This is a genomic window from Amycolatopsis pithecellobii (assembly GCF_009707865.1).
GTDB lineage: Bacteria > Actinomycetota > Actinomycetes > Mycobacteriales > Pseudonocardiaceae > Amycolatopsis_E > Amycolatopsis_E pithecellobii.
In genome coordinates, this window is sequence record NZ_WMBA01000105.1 from 1 (window position 1) to 18,625 (window position 18,625).

An 18,625-nucleotide genomic window follows, 5' to 3' on the forward strand; every position below is an offset into this window, starting at 1 on the left:
GCACACTGATCAATTGAGACCCTTGGTGTGATCGTCTTCCCTAAGCAAGAAGCATGATCAACCAAGGGCCTCATCCATGATCATCCGGGTGCCCCGTCATGGCCCCGAACGTTAAAACTCAAGCTAGAGGGGGCGTTCGGAAATCAGGCGCGCCACCGGCCCCAGGCCGGACATCTCGACCACCCGGCGCACCGCCGTACCCGGCGGCACGATGAGGTCCAGACCAATCTGCCGCACGCGCAACCGCTCCGCCAGGGTGAACAGCACCCGCAGGCCCGCGCTGTCGAGATACTCCACGTCCGCCAGGTCCAGCACGACGCGCACGGCCTCGTTGCCGACCACCGCGTAGATCTGCTCCTGCACCTCGGTGGCGTTCGCCAGGTCGATCTCGCCCACGATCTGGACCACAACATCCTCGCCGTCGACCCGGCTGCTCAGCGTCGCGGTGGTCATAGCGTCGCCTCCGGCTCGAGCCGGCGGCGGATGATGACGGACGTGCCGTCGTCACCCCGGTCCACTTCGACCTCGCCACACTCCCGCATCAGGGTCAGCCCCCGGCCGCGGTTGCGGCCGCGCGGCGATCGCCAGCGTCCGTTGTCCCGCACGGTGATCACGACTTCCCCGTCGTTCAACTCCATCCGCAGGTAGACCTCACCGCCCGCGGGACCGTATGCGTGCTCAACCGCGTTCGTGCACGCCTCTCCGGCCGCGAGCACCAGATCTGCCGCCATGTCGCCCCCGATCTCCGCCGACGAGAGCCAACGGCGCATCGCCGAGCGAATGTCCTTCAATGCTTCGGGAACCGCCGGTCGCCGCACCTCCAACGGCCCGACGTCGTCCCCCCGCCGGAACACCAGCAACGCGACGTCGTCCTCCGGCACGGAATCGCCGATGAGCGTCGCCATCGCCACCGCGCAGACGTCCTCCGCCGAGCGTGCCGTCACGGTCGACCGCAGCTGTTCCAGGCCTTCGTCGATCGGTTTACGCCTGCGCTCCACCAGACCGTCGGTGTACAGGCACACAAGCATGCCCGGCGGCAGCTCGATCGAAACGCTGTGCCGCCGCGCGTCGCGGACCGCGCCGATCGGCGGATCAATCGTCAGGTCGGCAAAATCGGCCTGCCCGCCCGAACGTGCCAGCATGGGAGCAAGGTGACCGGCTGACGACAGGTTGAGCCGGTCGAAATTCGGTTCGAGCGTCCCATAAAGGACGGTCGCCATCATGCCCGGCTCGAAATGCTGTGCCTTGCGGTCCAGCCGGGTGAGCACGTCGGCGGGGTTGGTGGTCTCCAGCGAGTACGCGCGCAGAGCGCTGCGTAATCGGCCCATCACCACGGCCGCGGGCAGATCATGCCCGACGACGTCGCCGATCACGATGCCGAGCCAGCCGTTCGGCAACGGGAACACGTCGTACCAGTCGCCGGCGAAGTTCGAGAGGCCGCCGGGCACATACCGCGCGGCGAAATCCAGTGACGGGACGTCGGGCAGTCTGGCGGGCAACAGGCTGTGCTGCAGCGCCGTCGCCGCCGCGCGCGCGGCCTGGACCTGACGGGCGTGCACCGCCAGCGTGACCCGATCGGCCGCCAGCTGCAAGAACTCCACGTCGTCCTCGGTGTACTGGCGCGGCACACCGCCGCTGACATGCAGCACGCCGAGCAGTTCCCCGTCGACCAGCAACGGCACCCCGACTCGCGAGCCGAGCACACCTGGCTGCCGTGTCGCGGCTATCCGGCCGAGGAAACCCTCGCCCAGCCGGACCCGGGCTTCGCGGTCCGTTCCGTCACTGGCGGTGGCGAGCAGTTCACGGCCGCCGGGTTCGAGCAACAGCACCGCAGCGGTCTCGGCGTCGAGGGAAAGACGAATCCGGCTGAGCAACTCATCGAGCGCGCCGTCACTCACCGAACGGATCCGGCTGAGCTTGTCGTCCGCGCTCGCCGTGGTCGCCATGATCGCTGTTTATCCAGCCTCGGTCGTCTCGAAACATTGGTCGGTACTCCGGCCAAGGTAACCCGCTCTTCCGATCGTCGCCAATTCGTCACTTTGCGCGCTCGCGCGGTTACCCATCTCAGCCGCGTTCGACGAGATGACCGACGACATCCGGGCCCGGATGCGCGGCACCGGAACCGTCCCGGCGGTCGATCGGTTCGGGCAACTCGACCGGGTCACCGTTACGGGACGCGGCGGCCGGGCGCGGCCCGATCCACGCCACCACAACGGAATCCTCGCCCTTGAGGAACCGGTGCGCACGCACACCGCCGGTCGCCCTGCCCTTGGCCGGATACTCGGCGAACGGCGTCACCTTCACCGTCTGCCCGGTCGCCGTCACGACCATCGGCTCACCGCGCTCCGGATCGTCCGTCCGCACCGCGCCGAAGTACACCACGTGCGCGTCCGGCACGAGCTTGATTCCCGCCATACCACCGCTTTTGAGGCCCTGCGGTCGCACGAGCGACACCGAAAGCCGCAGCAGCGAAGCATCCGACGCGATGAACGCGAGCGTCTCGTTGCGGTTGGTCAGCCAGGTGGCGCCGACGAGCTCGTCCCCGTCCTTGAGGCTGATGATCTCGAATTCGTCCGCCCGCACCGGCCACTCGGGCGCGCACACCTTGACCACGCCCTGCCGCGTGCCCAGCGCGATACCCGGGGAATCGGCCGCCTGCGCACCGAGCGGGGCGAGGCCGATGATCTTCTCGCCCTTGGCCAGCGGCACGAGTTCCGCGGCGGCCATCCCGCCGCGCACCGATACCGTGCCGTCCTGCTCCGGCAACACCGGCAGTGGCAGCACGTCGGTTTTGAACGCCCGGCCACGGCTGCTGACCAGCAATACCTGGCCGCGGGCGGTCGAATGCACGAGTGCGGCCACCGCGTCGTGCTTGACGCGCCCGGCGCGCCGCCGCCCGAGCGAGGTTTCTGTGGCTTCCTCTGATTCGACTACGGTGCGCGCGACGAGCCCGGTGGCGGACAGGATGACCTGGCACGGATCGTCGGCGACCTCACGCGGCCCGGCCGGCTGCGAAGCCGCCAGGACCTCCTTGAGGTCACCGTCGATCAGCGCGGTGCGCCGTTCGGTGCGGAAGTCCTTGGCGATCGCGGCCAACTCGGCCGAGACGACCTTCTTGAGTTCCCGGTCGTCGTCGAGGATCTTGCTCAGCTCCGCGATCTCCTCGCGCAGCCTGTCCTGCTCGTCTTCCAGTTCGAGCTTGTCGTACTTGGTCAGCCTGCGCAGCGGAGTGTCCAAAATGTACGTTGCCTGGATCTCCGACAGCTTGAACCGCTGCATCAGGCCGTCCTTGGCCTCGGCCGCGTTCTCGCTGTTGCGGATCAGGCGGATCACCTTGTCGATGTCCAGCAACGCGATCAGCAGGCCCTCGACCAGATGCAGTCGTTCCTCGCGCTTGCGCCGCCGGTAACGGGTCCGGCGGGTGACGACTTCGTACCGGTGCTCGAGGAAAACGTCCAGCAGCTGCTTGAGCCCGAGCGTCTGCGGCTGCCCGTCGACGAGGACGAGATTGTTGATACCGAAGGACTGTTCGAGCGGCGTGAGCCGGTAGAGGTCCGCGAGCAACGGCTGCGGGTTGACCCCGACCTTGCACTCGATCACCAGCCGGGTGCCGTTCTCGCGGTCGGTGAGGTCCTTGACGTCGGCGATCCCGGTGAGGCGCTTGGATTTGTTGACCTCGTCGGTGATTTTCTCGATCACCTTCTCCGGCCCGACGCCGTAGGGCAGCTCGGTGACCGTGATGGCCTGCCGCCCGCGACTGCCTTGCAGCGGGCCGGTTTCGACCTTCGCCCGCATCCGGACCACGCCGCGGCCGGTCTCGTAGGCCTTGCGGACCTCGTCGAGGCCGAGCAGCATCCCGCCGGTCGGCAGATCAGGCCCCGGCACGAACTCCATGAGCTTGTCGAGGCTCGCGTTCGGGTGGTTGATCAGCCAGCGGGCGGCGCCGATGATTTCGCCCATGTTGTGCGGAATCATGTTCGTCGCCATCCCGACCGCGATCCCGGACGTGCCGTTGACCAGCAGGTTCGGGTAGGCCGCGGGCAGCACCGTCGGCTCCTGCAACGAGCCGTCGTAGTTGGGCCGGAAGTCGACCGTCTCTTCCCCCAGCTCACCGACGAGGAGCATCGCCTCGGGCGACATCCGCGCTTCGGTGTTGTGGTTGACGAAACCGCCGGCGAGGAACGAGTGGTCCTCGGAATCGACCCGCACCGAGTAGACCTCGGTCGGCTCGGCGGAAGTCACTTCGGTGACCTCTTCGAACCGGTAGCCGGAATCCATCACGGGCAGGATCGTCGCCAGCACCTCGGTGTCCTCGATGCGGTCGATGATCCGCGCCCGCTCGGCCTCCCATCGCTCCACGCGGTCGAAGTCGTGTTGTGCCAACCATTTCCCGTGGTCGGAGTCGAGCGCGCCATGGACGTAGTCGGCGACGAACGGCACCCTGTCCTCGCTGAGCCGGTGCCCCTGTCCGGCCTCGTGCTCCGCCAAGCCGATCCGCTCGGCGAACGCCAGGACAGCACGCGATCCGGAAACGACCAGTCGATGCTCGACGGTCCCCTCCGCGGCCCGGTGGCTACGGCGCTTCGCGATGATCCCGAACTCGGCGAGCATCTCCTGCACCTCGGCGGTGAGCCGCTCGCTCGCGCTGCTGTGGCGGATCGTGGAACCGTCCCGCTCGAACAGGCCCATCAGGAACGCGCGCTTCACGCCCCACCCGGCGTTCCAGACGAACTCCGGAACGAACTTTTCCCCGGCCCGGTGCCCGATCAGCTCCGCCAACGGACTCGCGCGGAACGCGTCCATGCCACCGGCGTCGCCTGGAATGTCCGAAGTGGACAGAACGTCGGCGAAGAACTGCTCGTCGGCGACCCGAGCGCCCGCCGAGGCCCAAGCCCCGGCGAGCCTGCCGAGCAGGTACTCGCGGGCCGTCGGGGTGACCTGCAGCCAGGCGTTGCGGGCGGCGCACACCACCATCCCCGGGCGGACCTCGTCCAGCCGCCGCCATTGGAACAGCGGCACGCCGAGCGGCGCTTCGAGACAGAGCACGAGGTGGTTCTCGCTGCCGCGCAACGAAAAACCCGACTCCGTGGTCATCCGGATCGTCGGGTGGACGCCCGAGTTGAAGACCTTCGACACGTGAACCGACTTGCCGTCCTTGTCGAGGACTTCGAAGTCGGCGTCGGCCTCACTGTCGGCCGGCAGGTTCACCACGTCGGCGATGCGCGGGCTCGCCCCGTCCGCGAGGCGGATCCGGGTATCGCCGACGACGCAGTACCGCGATGCCGCCGGGCCGTCGTCCGGGCTGCCGAAGTTTCCGTGTCCGTCGACCAGCGGCGCGTTCATCGAGAAATCCTGAGCCAGCCGCACCATCGCGTCGTAGATCGCGGTGTCCCCGTGTGGGTGGTAGCGGCCCATCACGTCACCGACCACACGCGAGCACTTCACGTACGCATGCGTTGGGCGGTAACCGCTTTCGTTCATCGAGTACAGGATCCGGCGGTGCACCGGCTTGAGCCCGTCACGCGCGTCGGGCAGCGCACGGGAGTGGATGACCGAGTACGCGTATTCCAGATACGAATCCTCGATCTCGGTCTTCACCGGGTTTTCGAAGACATTCGCACCCGCGCTGTCGAAAGCGCTCGGATCGACACGCGTCGTCGGGGTCTTGCGCCTAGCCATTTTCGCCAAACTCCTAGATGTCGATCGCGGCCTGGTCGACCCGCGCAGAGGACGCGACGAGCCAGTTGCGCCGCGGTTCGACCTTCTCGCCCATGAGCAGTTCCAGCGCGGCGTCCGCGGCGTCCACGTCGTCGAGGGTGATCCGGCGCACCGAGCGGGTGGCCGGGTTCATCGTGGTCTCCCACAGCTCGTCCGCGTCCATCTCGCCGAGCCCCTTGAAGCGCGGCACCGGCGTGACGATCTGCTTACCGGCCTGCCGCAGTTCGTTGACCTTCGCTTCCATCTCGCGCTCGGTGAAGGTGAAGTGCGTCTCCGGGTTGCGGCCCTTCGTGGTGATCTTGTGCAGCGGCGGCATCGCCGCGTACAGCCGCCCGTCCTCGATCACCGGGCGCATGTACCGGGCGAACAGCGTGATCAGCAGCGTCCGGATGTGCGAGCCGTCGACATCCGCGTCGGCCATCAGGATCACCCGGCCGTACCGCATTTGCGACAGCTCGAAGGTGCGGCCCGTGCCCGCGCCGAGCACCTGCACGATCGACGCGATCTCCGCGTTCTTCAACGTGTCACCCAGTGATGCCTTCTGCACGTTGAGGATCTTGCCCCGCAGCGGCAGCAGTGCCTGGTACTCCGAGACACGGGCCATCCGCGCGCTGTTGTGGACGAAGACGCCCGCGTCGAGCGCGAAATTGTGGTGCTCGTCGACCGTCAGGTCGTACACGTCCGCTGTTTCCGCCAGCGGCTCCACCGTGGCCACCCGCTGCTCGACATCGAGCAACGCCGTGGCCCCTTGCCGGGACCGTTCCGCCCGCGCCCCGGCGGACCGCCGCAGCGGCATCAGCGGGGTACCGGCGGACAGCTCGTCGGCCCGCCGGTAGGAACCGTCGGGGAGCCGGAAGAGGTGGTCAGGCGTACAGCGGACCGATTCCCCGCCCTCGATCGTCACCCGCACCAGCGGGGCGCCGCGCTTGGTCAGCCTGGGTTCCACCAGCGGAACCACCACGACCTGGCCTGCCTCGTCGGCCGCGTACCCGAGGTGCCTGATGCCCCGCGCCCAGTCCGAGGCGAGGTCCGCAAACGACTTGCTCTGGCCGGAAGCCAGCGCGACCTTCGTGTCACCGGTGAAGCATCCGAGAGCCGAGTCCCCCTCCACGAGGAACAACTCGCTGCGCGAAATGCCCGTCGTGCGGCAGTCGACCAGTTTCGGCGGCATCGCGGCGCCTTCCAGCGCCGTCTTGCGGCGGGCGGCGTCCTTCTGCTGCTTCTGGGTCAGCCGCACGCGCGCGGCGTCGACCACCTTCTGCAGCACGACTTTCGCCTCGGCCTTGGTCCTTCGGTCCTCGGTCCACGCCTTGAGCTGTTTCTCCACGATGCCCTGGATCACCCGGGTGATCCCCGCCGTGGACAGCTCGTCCTTGGTCTGCGAGGTGAACTGCGGCTCGGGGATGCGCACGTGGATGACGGCCGTCATGCCCTCCAGCACATCGTCCACAGTGGGCAGATCCTCCTTGGGCTTGAGCAGCCCACGGGTCTTGGAAATCGCCTCCTGCAAGGCTTTCAGCGCACCACGGTCGAAACCGCGGCGGTGCGTGCCACCGTGCACATTGCGGATGGTGTTGGTGAAGCACTCCACCGTGCGCTCGTAGCCGGTGCTCCAGCGCAGCGCGACCTCGACCTCCGCGCGACGCTCCACATTGGACTTCATCACGCCGTTCTCGTCGGCGGCGTTCTCCTTGTACGTGCCCTCACCGGTGATCAGCAGCGTGCCGGAAACCGCCTTGTCCCCGCTGGGGGTGAGGAAATCCACCATGTCCCGCAGGCCGTTCGGGTACGAGAACGTCTCTTCGCCGATGGAGCCCTCGGTGGCGTCCCGCAGCACATACGTGACGCCCGGCACGAGGAACGCGGTGTTGCGCAGCTTGGCGCGCACGGCCTCGGTGTCGAGCTTCGCACCGGTCTCGAAGTAGCGGGAGTCGTACCAGTACCGGATGGACGTGCCGGTGCGCTCGCCGCGCTTCATCTTGCTCACGACGCGCAAGCCCGGCTGTGGCGTGAACTTCGCCTTGGGGCCCGCCCCGTCGAACACCCCGGGCACCCCGTGCGCGAACGACATCTCGTGCACCTTGCCGTCACGCCGGACCGTCACGTCGAACCGGTGTGACAGCGCGTTGACCGCCGACGCGCCGACGCCGTGCAGACCGCCCGACGTCTTGTAGCCGGAGCCGCCGAACTTGCCGCCCGCGTGCAGCCTGGTGAGCACCAGCTCGACCCCGGAAAGCCCGGACTTCGCGTGCTTGTCCGTGGGGATGCCACGGCCGTCGTCGTCGACCTGGACGCTGCCGTCGGCATGCAGCGTCACCACGACCCGCCCGGCGTGACCCGCGACACCTTCATCGGTCGAGTTGTCCACGATCTCGGTGAAGAGGTGGTTGATCCCGCGGCTGTCGGTGGACCCGATGTACATCCCGGGTCGCTTCCGAACGGCTTCCAGCCCCTCGAGGTGCGTGAGGTCATCGGCCCCGTACAAGGGCTCTGCAGAAGCGGTCACAGGGTCGTTCTCCCAGGTCGTTGCGTGGTGCGGGGTCGGAAAGGCGACCTACGGTAGGACAGGGTATCGGACACCTACGACAAGTCCGCGGTTCTTGCCCGTCGGCGTGGGGATCGTCGCGGCTACGCTCGGGGAATGAGCCGCCGTCCGCCCGCCCCGCTGCCTCCGCGTAACGGGCTCGATCCCGCCCGGATGCGGCTGCCGGCGGAGGGGCCATGGGCGACGGTCCGGGACCATCTCGTCGAACGTATTCCCCGGCTGCCACCGGAACGGCTCGACGAGATGCTCGCGCAGGAACGGATCGTCGGGCTCGACGGACCGGTGACGGCGCAAACACCGTTCAAGGGCGGCATGTTCATCTGGTTCCACCGCGATCTGCCCGACGAAACACCGGTGCCGTTCGAGATTGCGGTCGTGCACGCCGACGAAAACCTGGTCGTGGTGGACAAGCCACACTTCCTCGCGACGATCCCGCGTGGACAACATGTGGTGGAAACCGCACTGGTCCGGTTGCGGCGCGATCTGGGGTTGCCGGAGCTGAGCCCCGCGCACCGGCTCGACCGGGTCACCGCGGGGCTGCTGATGTTCGTCACCCGGCGCGCCCACCGCGGCGCGTACCAGACGCTTTTCCGGGACCGCAAGGTGCACAAGGAATACGAGGCGATCGCGCCGTTCGATCCCACGCTGGATCTCCCGCGCACGGTGCGCAGCCGGATCGTGAAGGAACGCGGAACCGTTACCGCGCAAGAAGTGCCGGGGCCGCCGAACGCGGAGACGTACGTCGAACTCCTGGCGCACCGTGACGGCCTCGGCCGCTACCGGCTCGTTCCCGCGACCGGGCGCACGCATCAGCTGCGGGTCCATCTGAACGGGCTCGGCATCCCGATCCTCGGGGACCGCTTCTATCCCGCCGTGGTGGAGGCCCCGCTGCACGATTTCAGCCGGCCACTACAGCTGCTGGCGAAGACGCTGGAGTTCACCGATCCGCTCAGCGGGCAGCGGCGCCGGTTCACCAGCAGACTGGCGTTGCGGGCGTGGGAATCCTTCCACGGCTGGGCATCCGCGCCGTCATGACAGGTACTTCCCCACACGCAGCATCGCGTTGGCGTCGATCGCCGATGGGTCGGGCTCGGCGCAGGCACGCAGCTGCGCGAGCAGCACCGTCTCGTCGAGCCCGGTGCCGATGAACACCAGCGCCGTTCCTTCGCCGGTGCGCAGGACGGGCTCGAAGCGCAGATAGCGGCCGACCGTGTGCAGGCGGAACAGCTCGGGCTGACCGAAGTCGACCGTGCCCTTCGCCCGGTACAACCCGGTGGGACGCTCGTCGAGGAAGCGCAGGAACTTCCTGGGGTGCAGCACTTCCGTGGTCTCGAAGGACACCGTCTGGTACGCCGCATGCAGGTGGTCGTGGTGGTCGATCAGCTCCTCGAACGACAGCTGCTCGACCGCAGGCCGCGGCCGGGTGGCCGGATCCAGCAGGAGGTGCACGTCGATACCGCCGCGGGTCACCGGCAGCACCGGCCGCCCGCCGCTCAGTTTTCCGGTCAGCTCACGGACCCGCGCCAGCTCGTCCGCGCCCACCCGGTCGATCTTGTTGAGCACCACCAGATCCGCGAACGCCACATGCCGGTCCAGCTCCGGATGCCGCTCGCGGGTCGCCTCGAACTCGGCCGCGTCCACCACTTCGAGCAGACCGCCGTACTCGACGCCTTCGTGTTCGCCGGCCAGCACCAGCTGCACGAGTTCGCGCGGCTCGGCCAGCCCGCTCGCCTCGATCACGATGAGGTCGAGCCCACCGGCCTCGGTCAGCCTGCCGAGCATCCGGTCGAGGCCGCTCGCGTCGACGGCGCAGCACAGACAGCCGTTGCCGAGCGCCACCGTCGTGTCCACCTGGCCCGCGACAGTCAGCGCATCCACATTGACCGCGCCGAAATCGTTGACCAACACGCCGATCCGCACGCCTTCGCGGTTGTGCAGCAGGTGGTTGAGCAGCGTGGTCTTGCCCGCGCCGAGGAAGCCCGCGAGCACGAGAACGGGAATCGGGGCCATGGCGGCGAGCCTAGCGCCACCATGCGCGTCCGGCCGCGGTACGGCAGGGTTGACCGCATGGCCGGGGACAGAATCGCGGTGGAGGTGGACGGGCGCCGGCTCACTCTGTCCAATTTGGACAAGGTGCTCTACCCGGCCGCGAGCTTCACCAAGCGCGACGTGCTTGACTACTACGCCCGGATCGCGCCGGTGCTGCTGCCGCATCTGCGTGGGCGCCCGGTCACGTTCCGCCGGTATCCGGAAGGTGTGGACCACGAACCGTTCTACGAGAAGGACGTCGCGCGGCACGCGCCGGACTGGGTGAAGACCGCGCGGATCGTCAGCCGTCGCCGTGGCGAGGGCACCATTGCGTACCCACTCGTGAACGACGTGCCGACGCTGGCGTGGGCGGCGAACCTGGCAGCGCTTGAACTGCATGTTCCACAGTGGACAGTCGGACCGGAGGACGCGCGGCGCACCCCGGATCTGCTGGTGTTCGACCTGGACCCCGGCGAGCCCGCGACGATCGTCGAATGCTGCCAGGTCGCGCTCCGGCTCCGGGACGCACTGGCCGCTGCCGGGCTGACGGCCTTTGCGAAGACCAGCGGTTCCAAGGGGCTTCAGCTCTACAGCGCGATCCGCACGCGGCGGGCCGAAGCGCCGTCGGAATACGCGGAGTCGCTCGCCCAGCGGCTCGCGGCGGAGGATCCCGGGCTGATCGTCGCGCGGATGGCGAAGGCACTGCGACCGGGCAAGGTGTTCATCGACTGGAGCCAGAACAACCCGTCGAAGACGACCGTCGCCCCCTACTCTTTGCGCGGTCGTGAAAGGCCCACCGTCTCGACGCCGGTCACGTGGGACGAGGTGGGCGCCTGCCGCCGGGCCGGGGAGCTGACTTTCACCAGTGACGAAACGCTGGCGAGGGTGGCACGGTTCGGCGACCTTTTCGCGGAACTGCCGGAGCATCGCGTGACTCTGCCCCGCGGCGCGAGCCGACCCGGAAAATAAACAACAAAGGAGGCGGCCCGAAAAACGGCGCCGCTTGCCGGTGTTTCTACCGCCGAGGGAGCTGAAGTTCATTTACCAATCCGACCGAAAGTAGGCGGACACGGCCCGCAGCGAACCCGCTCGTCGACACCCGTCTCCGCCGTGGCTGCCGTCGGATTGGTAACGAACAGCACAGTAACTCCGGGGTAATTTTCGAATGGAAACGGCAGCACGGTCCGTGGTCAAGAAAGCGCTTACAGTACATGTTGACACCGTTAGCTGCACGCACCGGTACATCCAGCCGATCTTCGGTCACACAGCGGAGCAACGCTTACCCCGGCAGGTTTTCCCTGCCGGGACAATTAGGCCGATTGAACACTTGACAACTACGTACCGATTACGGTTGTCTCCTATCGCTTTAGCTTGTCGGGGGCATTTCGTATTTACCGCTTTTACGCGACATCACGAATCGAGCGGCCTGGGAAAATGAACCAAACCGTGCCGGGGCGGTGGCTGGATTGGGCGGTCTGGCCACCGAGCGGCTGGAGCCTGCGCACCAAGATCTCCGTCGTGTTGCTGGTGCCGGTGATCATCGCCCTCACCCTGGCCGGCGCCCGCGTCAAGGCCGAGCAGGACCAGGCCAGCCGACTGTCCGCGGTCCGCGACCAGCTTCCGGTCGTGCAGGGTGTGGCGGAACTGGCCGATCTGATCGACCAGGAGATGGTGGCTACCGCGTCCGCGCGGCCCGGGGTCGTCCCGACCGCCCAGATCGACGCGGTCAACACGAAGGTCACCGCGATCCAGGGGGACGCCGATTTCGCTGATCTGCCATCCGAAACCGGGCGCGCGCTGGACACCGCACTGGGCAGGCTCGCCGGACTGCGCAGCGCGAACGCGGGTGGTGATCCGGTCGGCACCGCCTCCGGGTACCGCGACATCGTGTACTCCCTCGCGGATCTGGTGCCGGGCCTCGTCGCCGGTGCCGGAGACAGCAGCCTCGACGCGACCGCGAACACCGCACGCTCGCTCGTGCAGCTGCGCACCTCGCTCGCCGTGCAGGAGGCGCTGCTGCGATCGGTCCGGCCCGCCGGCGCCAACCAGGCCGTGCTGGCGGCCGCGGCACAGGCGTCCGCCGAGGAAACGGTGCTCAACAGCCAAGCGCGGCGCGGGCTGAGCGCGGACGCGGCGGAGCGGTTCGCCTCGGCGACGACCTCGGCCACGGATCGCCGTGCCGTGCTCCAATCCTCGCTCGCGGCCGACCGCCAGTCCGAGCTGAGCCAGCTGCTGCTGCCGATCGCCACCGAAAGCGCCGGCCTCGGCGACCTGGTGACCGGGGCGTTCGCGACGCTGACCGACACGATTTCCGCGCAGACAAACGACACCCGCTCGCGCGCCCTGCGCGACGCGGCGCTGGTGATCGGCGCCTTGCTCGGCGCGCTCGCGATCGCGTTGTGGATGGCGCGTTCGATCGTCTCACCGATGCGGCGGCTGCACTCGGCGGCGCTCGACGCCGCGAACCGCAGGCTGCCGGACACGATCGCCCGTGTCCACAAGGGCGAACCGGTGCCGCCGGTGGAACCGGTCGGCATCACCACCGGCGAGGAGATCGGCCAGCTGGCGCACGCGTTCGACGACATGCAGCGTCAGGCCGTGCGCCTCGCCGGGGAACAAGCCGAACTGCGCAAGCAGGTCAGCGAGATGTTCATGACGCTCGCGCGGCGCAGCCAGTCGATGGTCGAGCTCCAGCTGACCGTGCTGGAAGGGCTCGAATCCAACGAACGCGACCCGCAGCGGCTCGACGAGCTGTTCCGCCTCGACCACCTCGCGACCCGCTTACGCCGCAACGGGGAGAACCTTCAGGTGCTCGCCGGTGGCACCCCTGCCCGCTACGACACCGGGCCGGTCTCGATGGTGGAACTGTTGCGTGGCGCCACTTCCGAGGTGAAGGACTACCAGCGCGTCTCACTCGTGAACGTGCCCAACGGATCGGTCCGCGCGCAGGCGGCCGCGGATGTCGTGCACATTCTGGCGGAGCTGCTGGAGAACGCGACTCGGTTCTCCCCACCGGACGAGAAGGTGTACCTGACCGCCGATCGCGGCAGCGACGGCGGGCTGCTCGTCGAGGTCGTTGACAACGGGCTCGGCATGGCAGCCGAAGATCTCGAAGCGGCCAACCACCGGCTCGCCGCCGGTGATGTGGTGAGCCCGGAAACCGCGCGGCGAATGGGTTTGTTCGTGGTCGGCCGGCTGGCTTCGCTGCACGGCGTGACGGTCCGGCTGCGGCCCACGCTGAGCCACTCCGGGCGCACCGGGGTCACCGCGAGCGTGCACCTGCCCGGCGAACTGATCATCGCTGACGGCGGCCCGGTGAACGGCAAACCCGTCAACGGCGCGACCACGCCACCCGCCCCCGTGGTGGTGCCGCCCCAACCGCAGGGCCGCACACCGATCTTCGACCGGGTCGTGTCGAACTGGTTCACCGAGCACGGGCCCGACGAATCGGCCGAATCCGCTCCCCCGTCGCGCAACTGGGTCACCCCGGCCGACGAAGCTCGCCGTGCCGCGGAATCCGCGGTGCGCCCGGCCGCCAACGCCGTCACCGCGGCCGGCCTGCCGACCCGCAAACCCGGCGCCCAGCTCGCGCCCGGCGCCGCGCTGCCCCGCACCCGGGGTGGCGCGCCCACCGGCGATTTCCGGGACCCGGCCGCGGTCCGGAACAACTTGTCCAGGCACTACAACGGGATGCGGGCGGCCAGGCAGCGCACCGCCGACAAGGAGAGATCGTGACGCACACACCGACCGCACCGTCGCCCAGCTGGCTCGTTTCGGCGTTCGCCGAGGAGGTCGCCGGAGTCGCGCACGCCGCGCTGGTTTCGGCCGACGGGTTGCTCGTGGCCGCGTCGCAGGGCCTGCCGAGGGACCGGGCCGACCAGTTGTCCGCGATCGCGTCCGGCCTGTCGAGTCTGGCGCTGGGCACCTCGGAACTGTTCACCGCGGGCCGGGTCGTCCAGTCGGTGATCGAGATGGAGGAAGGTTTCCTGCTCCTGATGAGCGTCGGCGACGGGTCGAATCTCGTGGTGCTCGCCAGCCCCGGCTGCGACATCGGCCTGGTCGGCTACGAGATGACGCTCCTGGTGGACCGGGTCGGCAAGATGGTCGACACCCCGCTGCGTGGCGCGGCCGTGGGGGGCGGTGGTCGGATGACGGGTAGGAGGGACCGTGAATGACCAGGGGCCACCGTCACTGGCGCGCCCCTACGCCTGGACCGAAGGCCGCACGCGGCCGAGGGTCGAACTCGCCATCGAAGCTCTCGTCGAGACCACCCCCGCGGGCCGCTCCGTGCCGTTCAACCGGGCGAGCCCGCAGTCGGTGGTGATCCAGCTTTGCCTGCAGCCGCGGTCATTGGCCGAGGTCGCGGCACATCTGTCGGTGCCACTACAGGTCGCCAGGGTGCTTGTGGCGGATCTGCTGGGATCGGGTTGGGTCATCGTGCGGGACACTCTTTCCGACAACGCGTCCTGGGACGAACGACACGACTTGCTGGAAAGGGTCCTCGGTGGACTACGCACACTATGACCAGGCATCCGGGATCACCTCGGCGAAGATCGTCGTCGCCGGAGGTTTCGGCGTCGGCAAGACCACCTTCGTCGGCGCGCTCTCGGAGATCAACCCGCTGCGCACCGAAGCGGTGATGACCGAGGCGTCGGCCGGGATCGACGAGCTGACCGAGGTGCCGCAGAAGACGTCGACCACCGTCGCGATGGACTTCGGCCGGATCACGCTCGCCGAAGACCTGGTGCTGTACCTGTTCGGCACGCCGGGCCAGCACCGGTTCTGGTTCATGTGGGACGACCTGGTGCGCGGCGCGATCGGCGCCGTCGTGCTGGTCGACACCCGGCGTCTCGCCGACAGTTTCGCCGCGATCGACTTCTTCGAATCCCGGCGGCTGCCGTTCCTCATCGCGATCAACAGGTTCGACAACGTGCAGCGCCACTCCACCGAGGACGTCCGTCAGGCACTCGCCCTCGGTCCCGACATCCCCGTGATCGCATGCGACGCACGCTCGGCCGAATCCACCAAGCAAGCCCTCATCGCGGCCACCGAACACGCCATGGCCCAACTGACCGCAACAACCTGAATTCCAGGAGCCGACATGCCTTGCGTAGCGGTGCGGGTAGCGGCGCCAGCTGACGGCGTGGCGGAAGCGGCTCCGCCGCTTTGAAAAACGACCCTCCGGAGGTTTCCCGTGGACATGAGCCAGGTGCAGCACTTCGCCCTCGGCGGCTGGTTGCTGGTCCTCGCCTATCTCACCTCGGTGGTCGGCTGCACGCTCGGCCTCTCGTGCACCCTGCACGCCCGCTACGCGATCAGCCCCCGCGCCCGGCTCGGCTGGCTCGGGCTTGCCGCGCTGTCACTGGGCGGTGTCGGCATCTGGCTCATGCACTTCCTCGCGATGCTCGGCTTCGCCACTCCGGGGATGCCGGTGCGCTACAACCTGCTGTGGACGGCCCTCTCGGCGCTACTGGCCGTCGCTTCGGTGTTCGGCGGGCTGCTGGTGTTCGGCGTGCGGGCAAAGTTCGCGTGGTGGCGGCTCATCGTGAGCGGCGTCATCACCGGCGGCGCGGTGAACCTCATGCACTACACCGGAATGTGGGCGCTGGAGATCAAGGGCACCATCGGGTACAACGCCGGGTTGGTCATCCTGTCGGTGGTGATCGCCGTCGTCGCCGCGACCGCCGCGCTGTGGTTCACCGTCGCGGTCGACAAACCGTTGCACCGGCTCGCCGCCGGACTGGTCGCGGGCGTCGCGGTGACAGGCATGCACTACACCGGGATGGCGGCGATGGAGGTGCGCCTGGACATATCCGCACCCGACCCGTCCGGCACCGAGGTGTTCTCGTTCCTGTTCCCGGTGTTCATCCTGGCCGCGCTGGCCCTCGCGATCCCGATCTGTGCCGTCCTGATGGCACCACCACCCGGTTCCCGGCGCGAGCCGGAGGCGACGCCGCGGACCGGAGCCGGCGCACCGCGGTCACCACAGTCCTCAGTGGACAGCGGCGGATTGGTCTGAATCTCAGGTAAGGGGGGCCGGCCTTGTCGGGGCACAAGGCCGGCCCCATCCCGCCGGGGGACGGCGCTGGTTCGGTAGGGACCGGAGGTCAATCGGATGCACGATGAATCTTTCCACTTGTTTCCGGAAATGGCGCGCGGACGACCCGTCTCGATCGGCGGAAAAGGCGATCACCGACCGCGCAGGCTGTCACAAACATGGGCGAACCACGACCGCTCGGCGAGTGACAGCCGGAATCCTACATACTGGTTAGGTGAGCGAGCATGGACCAGACCCCTTCCCGCCGGAAGGTATCGACCTCGACCACCCGAGCGTGGCCAGGGTGTACGACTTCCTGCTGGGCGGCAGCAGTAACTGGGCGATCGACCGCGCGTTCGGCGAACGCGTCGTGGGCAAGTTTCCGCTGCTCAAGTCGGTCGCGGTAGCGAACCGCCTCTACCTGCACCGCGCGGTGCGCCACCTCGTGCGGCTGGGGGTGCGGCAGTTCATCGACATCGGCTCCGGCATCCCGACGATGGGCAACACCCATCAGATCGCGGACGAGGTCGCCTCCGATTCGAAGGTCGTCTACATCGACAACGAGCCGGTCGCCGTCGCCCATTCGCGGTATCTGCTGGATAAACAGGGTGACCCCGCGCGACATGCGGTCATCCACGGCGACATGCGTGACCCGGACGGGTTGTGGGAGCGTGTCGCCGAGACGGGCGTGATCGATTTCGGGCAACCACTCGCCGTGCTGCTGGTGGCGGTGTTGCATGTCCAGCAGCCCGGCGTGGACGGTACGGACGTCGGGCCGCAGTCGGTCGCGCGCTACCGCGAGCTGCTGAATTCCGGTTCGTATCTGGTGGTCTCGCATGTCACCGATGAGGGTGTGCCGCCGGAACTGGACCAAAAGCTCGTCGAGCTGAAAGCGCTTTACGACGGCTCGTCGAGCCCGGTGGTCTGGCGTAAGCAAAACGAAATCCGCGCGCTGCTCGGCGATTTCGAGCTGGTGCCACCGGGGATGACGTGGACGCCGTTGTGGCATCCGGAGGAAAGCAGCCCGGACTCTCCCGCGCTGGAGTTCAACCGTCCCGAGGAATCGGTGATCTGGGTGGGTGTCGGCCGCAAACCCTGACGCGCACCGTGCCCCAGCGCGACGCCCACGACCAGGCACAACACGGCCACGCAGCACGCGAAACGCACGACCGTCGAAACAGAACAAAAGATCTTCATTTCCCGCTCCTGCCTCCGGATCCGGTTACCGGAACCAGAATGACGAGCCATCGAAATACCCGGCAAGAAGTTTCCGTTTCCCCTACTCGCTGAAACCGGAAACACCGCGCGCGCTTCCCACGATCACCGGTATGGAGCCTGGACACCCGCCCGGCGGGTTCAGAAAAATGGGCTGTCCAGGCCGGACACGAAGGGGAACGTGTGGTGGACGTCAGCGCCGCGGATCTGGTCAGCGAGCTGAAAATCCTGCGAAAAGGCCGCGGTATCGCCACCATGCGGCTCGCGGAACGGACCGGTTCGGCGCTGCGCAGGGTATGCCGGATTTCCGGCGAGGACGATGCCGCGGAAATCCGGCGGAAACTCTCGGAACGGCTGGCTGAACTGGCCGGGAAACTGCCGCATGATCTGCGCGTCGCCGTACTGGCCGCGTTCGCGCTGCACAAGGACGCGCAAAATCCCTTTTATCAGGAGCGGGTGCGCTGGCTCGCGCGCACGCTGGAACGGCACGACCGGACGGTCCGGCGCCGCGTGGACGAGGCGATCACGCGCCTGGCGGAGTTGGCGATCGCCGGTCAGCACCCGGCTGGTGACCAGCGTTGGCATACCGAGGAGCTGCGCGTCACGCTCGCATTGGACCGTCCGGTGCCGGAAAGCTTTGTGCTACGCCGGATCATCGCGGACGTCGACGGAGTGTCCGAAGTGGACGTTCCGGCGGCAGGCGAGGTCGAGGTGTTCCATGGCGGCACGCTTGCCGGGCGGGCGGTGGAGTTGCCGGACACGTTGCGCCGTGGCGAACGGCATGAGATCGCACTGCGGGTGCGGGCGGAATTGCCGCAGCCCCAATGGTTGTGCGTGCCGCGGCAGCCGTGTGACCTGTTCGATCTGCACCTACGGTTCGGTGCGGAACGGCCGGTCGAGGTGGCGCTGCTCGAACAGGTGCCGGGCGAGGGAGTCACCTCGGGCCCGGCGGTACCGATCGATCGGGCAGGCGAGGTGCACGTCCGGTTCCGGCATCTCGCGCCAGGTTTCGGTTACGGGGTCAGCTGGACCTGACTGTCCACTGTGGATACTCGAACGGGGGTGGGCAGCGGGCGGTGGGG

13 protein-coding genes and 3 pseudogenes are annotated in these 18,625 nt (G+C 68.0%); 9 read left to right on the top strand and 7 right to left on the bottom strand.

The window, feature by feature from the left end:
• Positions 1-123 precede the first annotated feature (123 nt).
• The 6 genes and pseudogenes from GKO32_RS36550 to GKO32_RS36565 form a co-directional block, all read right to left on the bottom strand.
• Entirely contained in the window at positions 124-453 is a 330-nt protein-coding gene (locus GKO32_RS36550; RefSeq protein ID WP_154761491.1) for an STAS domain-containing protein, read from the bottom strand.
• On the bottom strand, positions 450-1,946 hold the full coding sequence (locus tag GKO32_RS36555) for an ATP-binding SpoIIE family protein phosphatase (protein ID WP_154761492.1): 1,497 nt from the start codon (positions 1,944-1,946) through the stop codon (positions 450-452). Before GKO32_RS36555 ends, GKO32_RS36550 begins: the two co-directional genes overlap by 4 nt.
• A gap of 118 nt (positions 1,947-2,064) precedes the next feature.
• A pseudogene (locus tag GKO32_RS40805) lies at positions 2,065-4,155 on the bottom strand (DNA gyrase subunit A); the annotation flags it as partial.
• Between the two features lie 345 nt (positions 4,156-4,500).
• Positions 4,501-4,974 (bottom strand): annotated as a pseudogene (locus GKO32_RS40810) (LAGLIDADG family homing endonuclease); the annotation flags it as partial.
• Positions 4,966-5,679 (bottom strand): annotated as a pseudogene (locus tag GKO32_RS40815) (DNA gyrase subunit A); the annotation flags it as partial. The pseudogenes GKO32_RS40810 and GKO32_RS40815, both read right to left, overlap by 9 nt.
• Positions 5,680-5,692: 13 nt before the next feature.
• Positions 5,693-8,224 (bottom strand): ATP-binding protein, encoded by a 2,532-nt coding sequence (locus GKO32_RS36565; protein ID WP_312869215.1) that lies wholly within the window; start codon positions 8,222-8,224, stop codon positions 5,693-5,695.
• A 135-nt stretch (positions 8,225-8,359) separates the two neighbouring features.
• Here GKO32_RS36565 and GKO32_RS36570 point away from each other — a divergent pair, with 135 nt between their 5' ends.
• Entirely contained in the window at positions 8,360-9,298 is a 939-nt protein-coding gene (locus tag GKO32_RS36570; RefSeq protein ID WP_154761494.1) for an RluA family pseudouridine synthase, read from the top strand.
• Here GKO32_RS36570 and GKO32_RS36575 read toward each other — a convergent pair.
• Entirely contained in the window at positions 9,293-10,273 is a 981-nt protein-coding gene (locus GKO32_RS36575) for a CobW family GTP-binding protein (RefSeq protein WP_154761495.1), read from the bottom strand. The two genes, GKO32_RS36570 and GKO32_RS36575, sit on opposite strands and share 6 nt — an antisense overlap.
• Before the next feature lie 57 nt (positions 10,274-10,330).
• On the opposite strand from GKO32_RS36575, the gene ligD reads away from it, so the two are divergent.
• From ligD to GKO32_RS36615, 8 genes are all read left to right on the top strand, one after another.
• Entirely contained in the window at positions 10,331-11,260 is a 930-nt protein-coding gene (gene ligD, locus GKO32_RS36580) for a non-homologous end-joining DNA ligase (protein ID WP_154761496.1), read from the top strand.
• A gap of 465 nt (positions 11,261-11,725) precedes the next feature.
• The gene (locus GKO32_RS36585) at positions 11,726-14,026 is read left to right on the top strand and encodes a HAMP domain-containing sensor histidine kinase (RefSeq protein ID WP_166459845.1); all 2,301 of its coding nucleotides are present in this window, start codon (positions 11,726-11,728) and stop codon (positions 14,024-14,026) included.
• Positions 14,023-14,466 (top strand): roadblock/LC7 domain-containing protein, encoded by a 444-nt coding sequence (locus GKO32_RS36590; protein WP_312869216.1) that lies wholly within the window; start codon positions 14,023-14,025, stop codon positions 14,464-14,466. Before GKO32_RS36585 ends, GKO32_RS36590 begins: the two co-directional genes overlap by 4 nt.
• On the top strand, positions 14,459-14,815 hold the full coding sequence (locus GKO32_RS38590; RefSeq protein WP_312869217.1) for a DUF742 domain-containing protein: 357 nt from the start codon (positions 14,459-14,461) through the stop codon (positions 14,813-14,815). The genes GKO32_RS36590 and GKO32_RS38590 overlap by 8 nt, the downstream gene beginning before the upstream one ends.
• Positions 14,796-15,377 carry a GTP-binding protein gene (locus tag GKO32_RS36600; RefSeq protein ID WP_312869218.1) on the top strand — a complete coding sequence of 194 codons (582 nt, stop codon included), beginning with the start codon at positions 14,796-14,798 and terminating at the stop codon, positions 15,375-15,377. Before GKO32_RS38590 ends, GKO32_RS36600 begins: the two co-directional genes overlap by 20 nt.
• A 114-nt stretch (positions 15,378-15,491) precedes the next feature.
• Positions 15,492-16,310 carry an MHYT domain-containing protein gene (locus GKO32_RS36605; RefSeq protein ID WP_154761497.1) on the top strand — a complete coding sequence of 273 codons (819 nt, stop codon included), beginning with the start codon at positions 15,492-15,494 and terminating at the stop codon, positions 16,308-16,310.
• A 253-nt stretch (positions 16,311-16,563) separates the two neighbouring features.
• Positions 16,564-17,427 carry an SAM-dependent methyltransferase gene (locus tag GKO32_RS36610; protein WP_312869220.1) on the top strand — a complete coding sequence of 288 codons (864 nt, stop codon included), beginning with the start codon at positions 16,564-16,566 and terminating at the stop codon, positions 17,425-17,427.
• A gap of 299 nt (positions 17,428-17,726) precedes the next feature.
• Positions 17,727-18,578, top strand: a complete 852-nt coding sequence (locus tag GKO32_RS36615) for a hypothetical protein (RefSeq protein ID WP_312869221.1) — start codon at positions 17,727-17,729, stop codon at positions 18,576-18,578.
• Positions 18,579-18,625 lie beyond the last annotated feature (47 nt).

Excerpts from the sequence above, each read along its gene's own strand:
- GKO32_RS36555 (WP_154761492.1), bottom strand. The coding sequence starts at position 1,946 with ATGGCGACCACGGCGAGCGCGGACGACAAGCTCAGCCGGATCCGTTCG.
- GKO32_RS36605 (WP_154761497.1), top strand. The coding sequence starts at position 15,492 with ATGAGCCAGGTGCAGCACTTCGCCCTCGGCGGCTGGTTGCTGGTCCTC.
- GKO32_RS36550 (WP_154761491.1), bottom strand. The coding sequence starts at position 453 with ATGACCACCGCGACGCTGAGCAGCCGGGTCGACGGCGAGGATGTTGTG.
- GKO32_RS36585 (WP_166459845.1), top strand. The coding sequence starts at position 11,726 with ATGAACCAAACCGTGCCGGGGCGGTGGCTGGATTGGGCGGTCTGGCCA.
- GKO32_RS36575 (WP_154761495.1), bottom strand. The coding sequence starts at position 10,273 with ATGGCCCCGATTCCCGTTCTCGTGCTCGCGGGCTTCCTCGGCGCGGGC.
- ligD (WP_154761496.1), top strand. The coding sequence starts at position 10,331 with ATGGCCGGGGACAGAATCGCGGTGGAGGTGGACGGGCGCCGGCTCACT.
- GKO32_RS36570 (WP_154761494.1), top strand. The coding sequence starts at position 8,360 with ATGAGCCGCCGTCCGCCCGCCCCGCTGCCTCCGCGTAACGGGCTCGAT.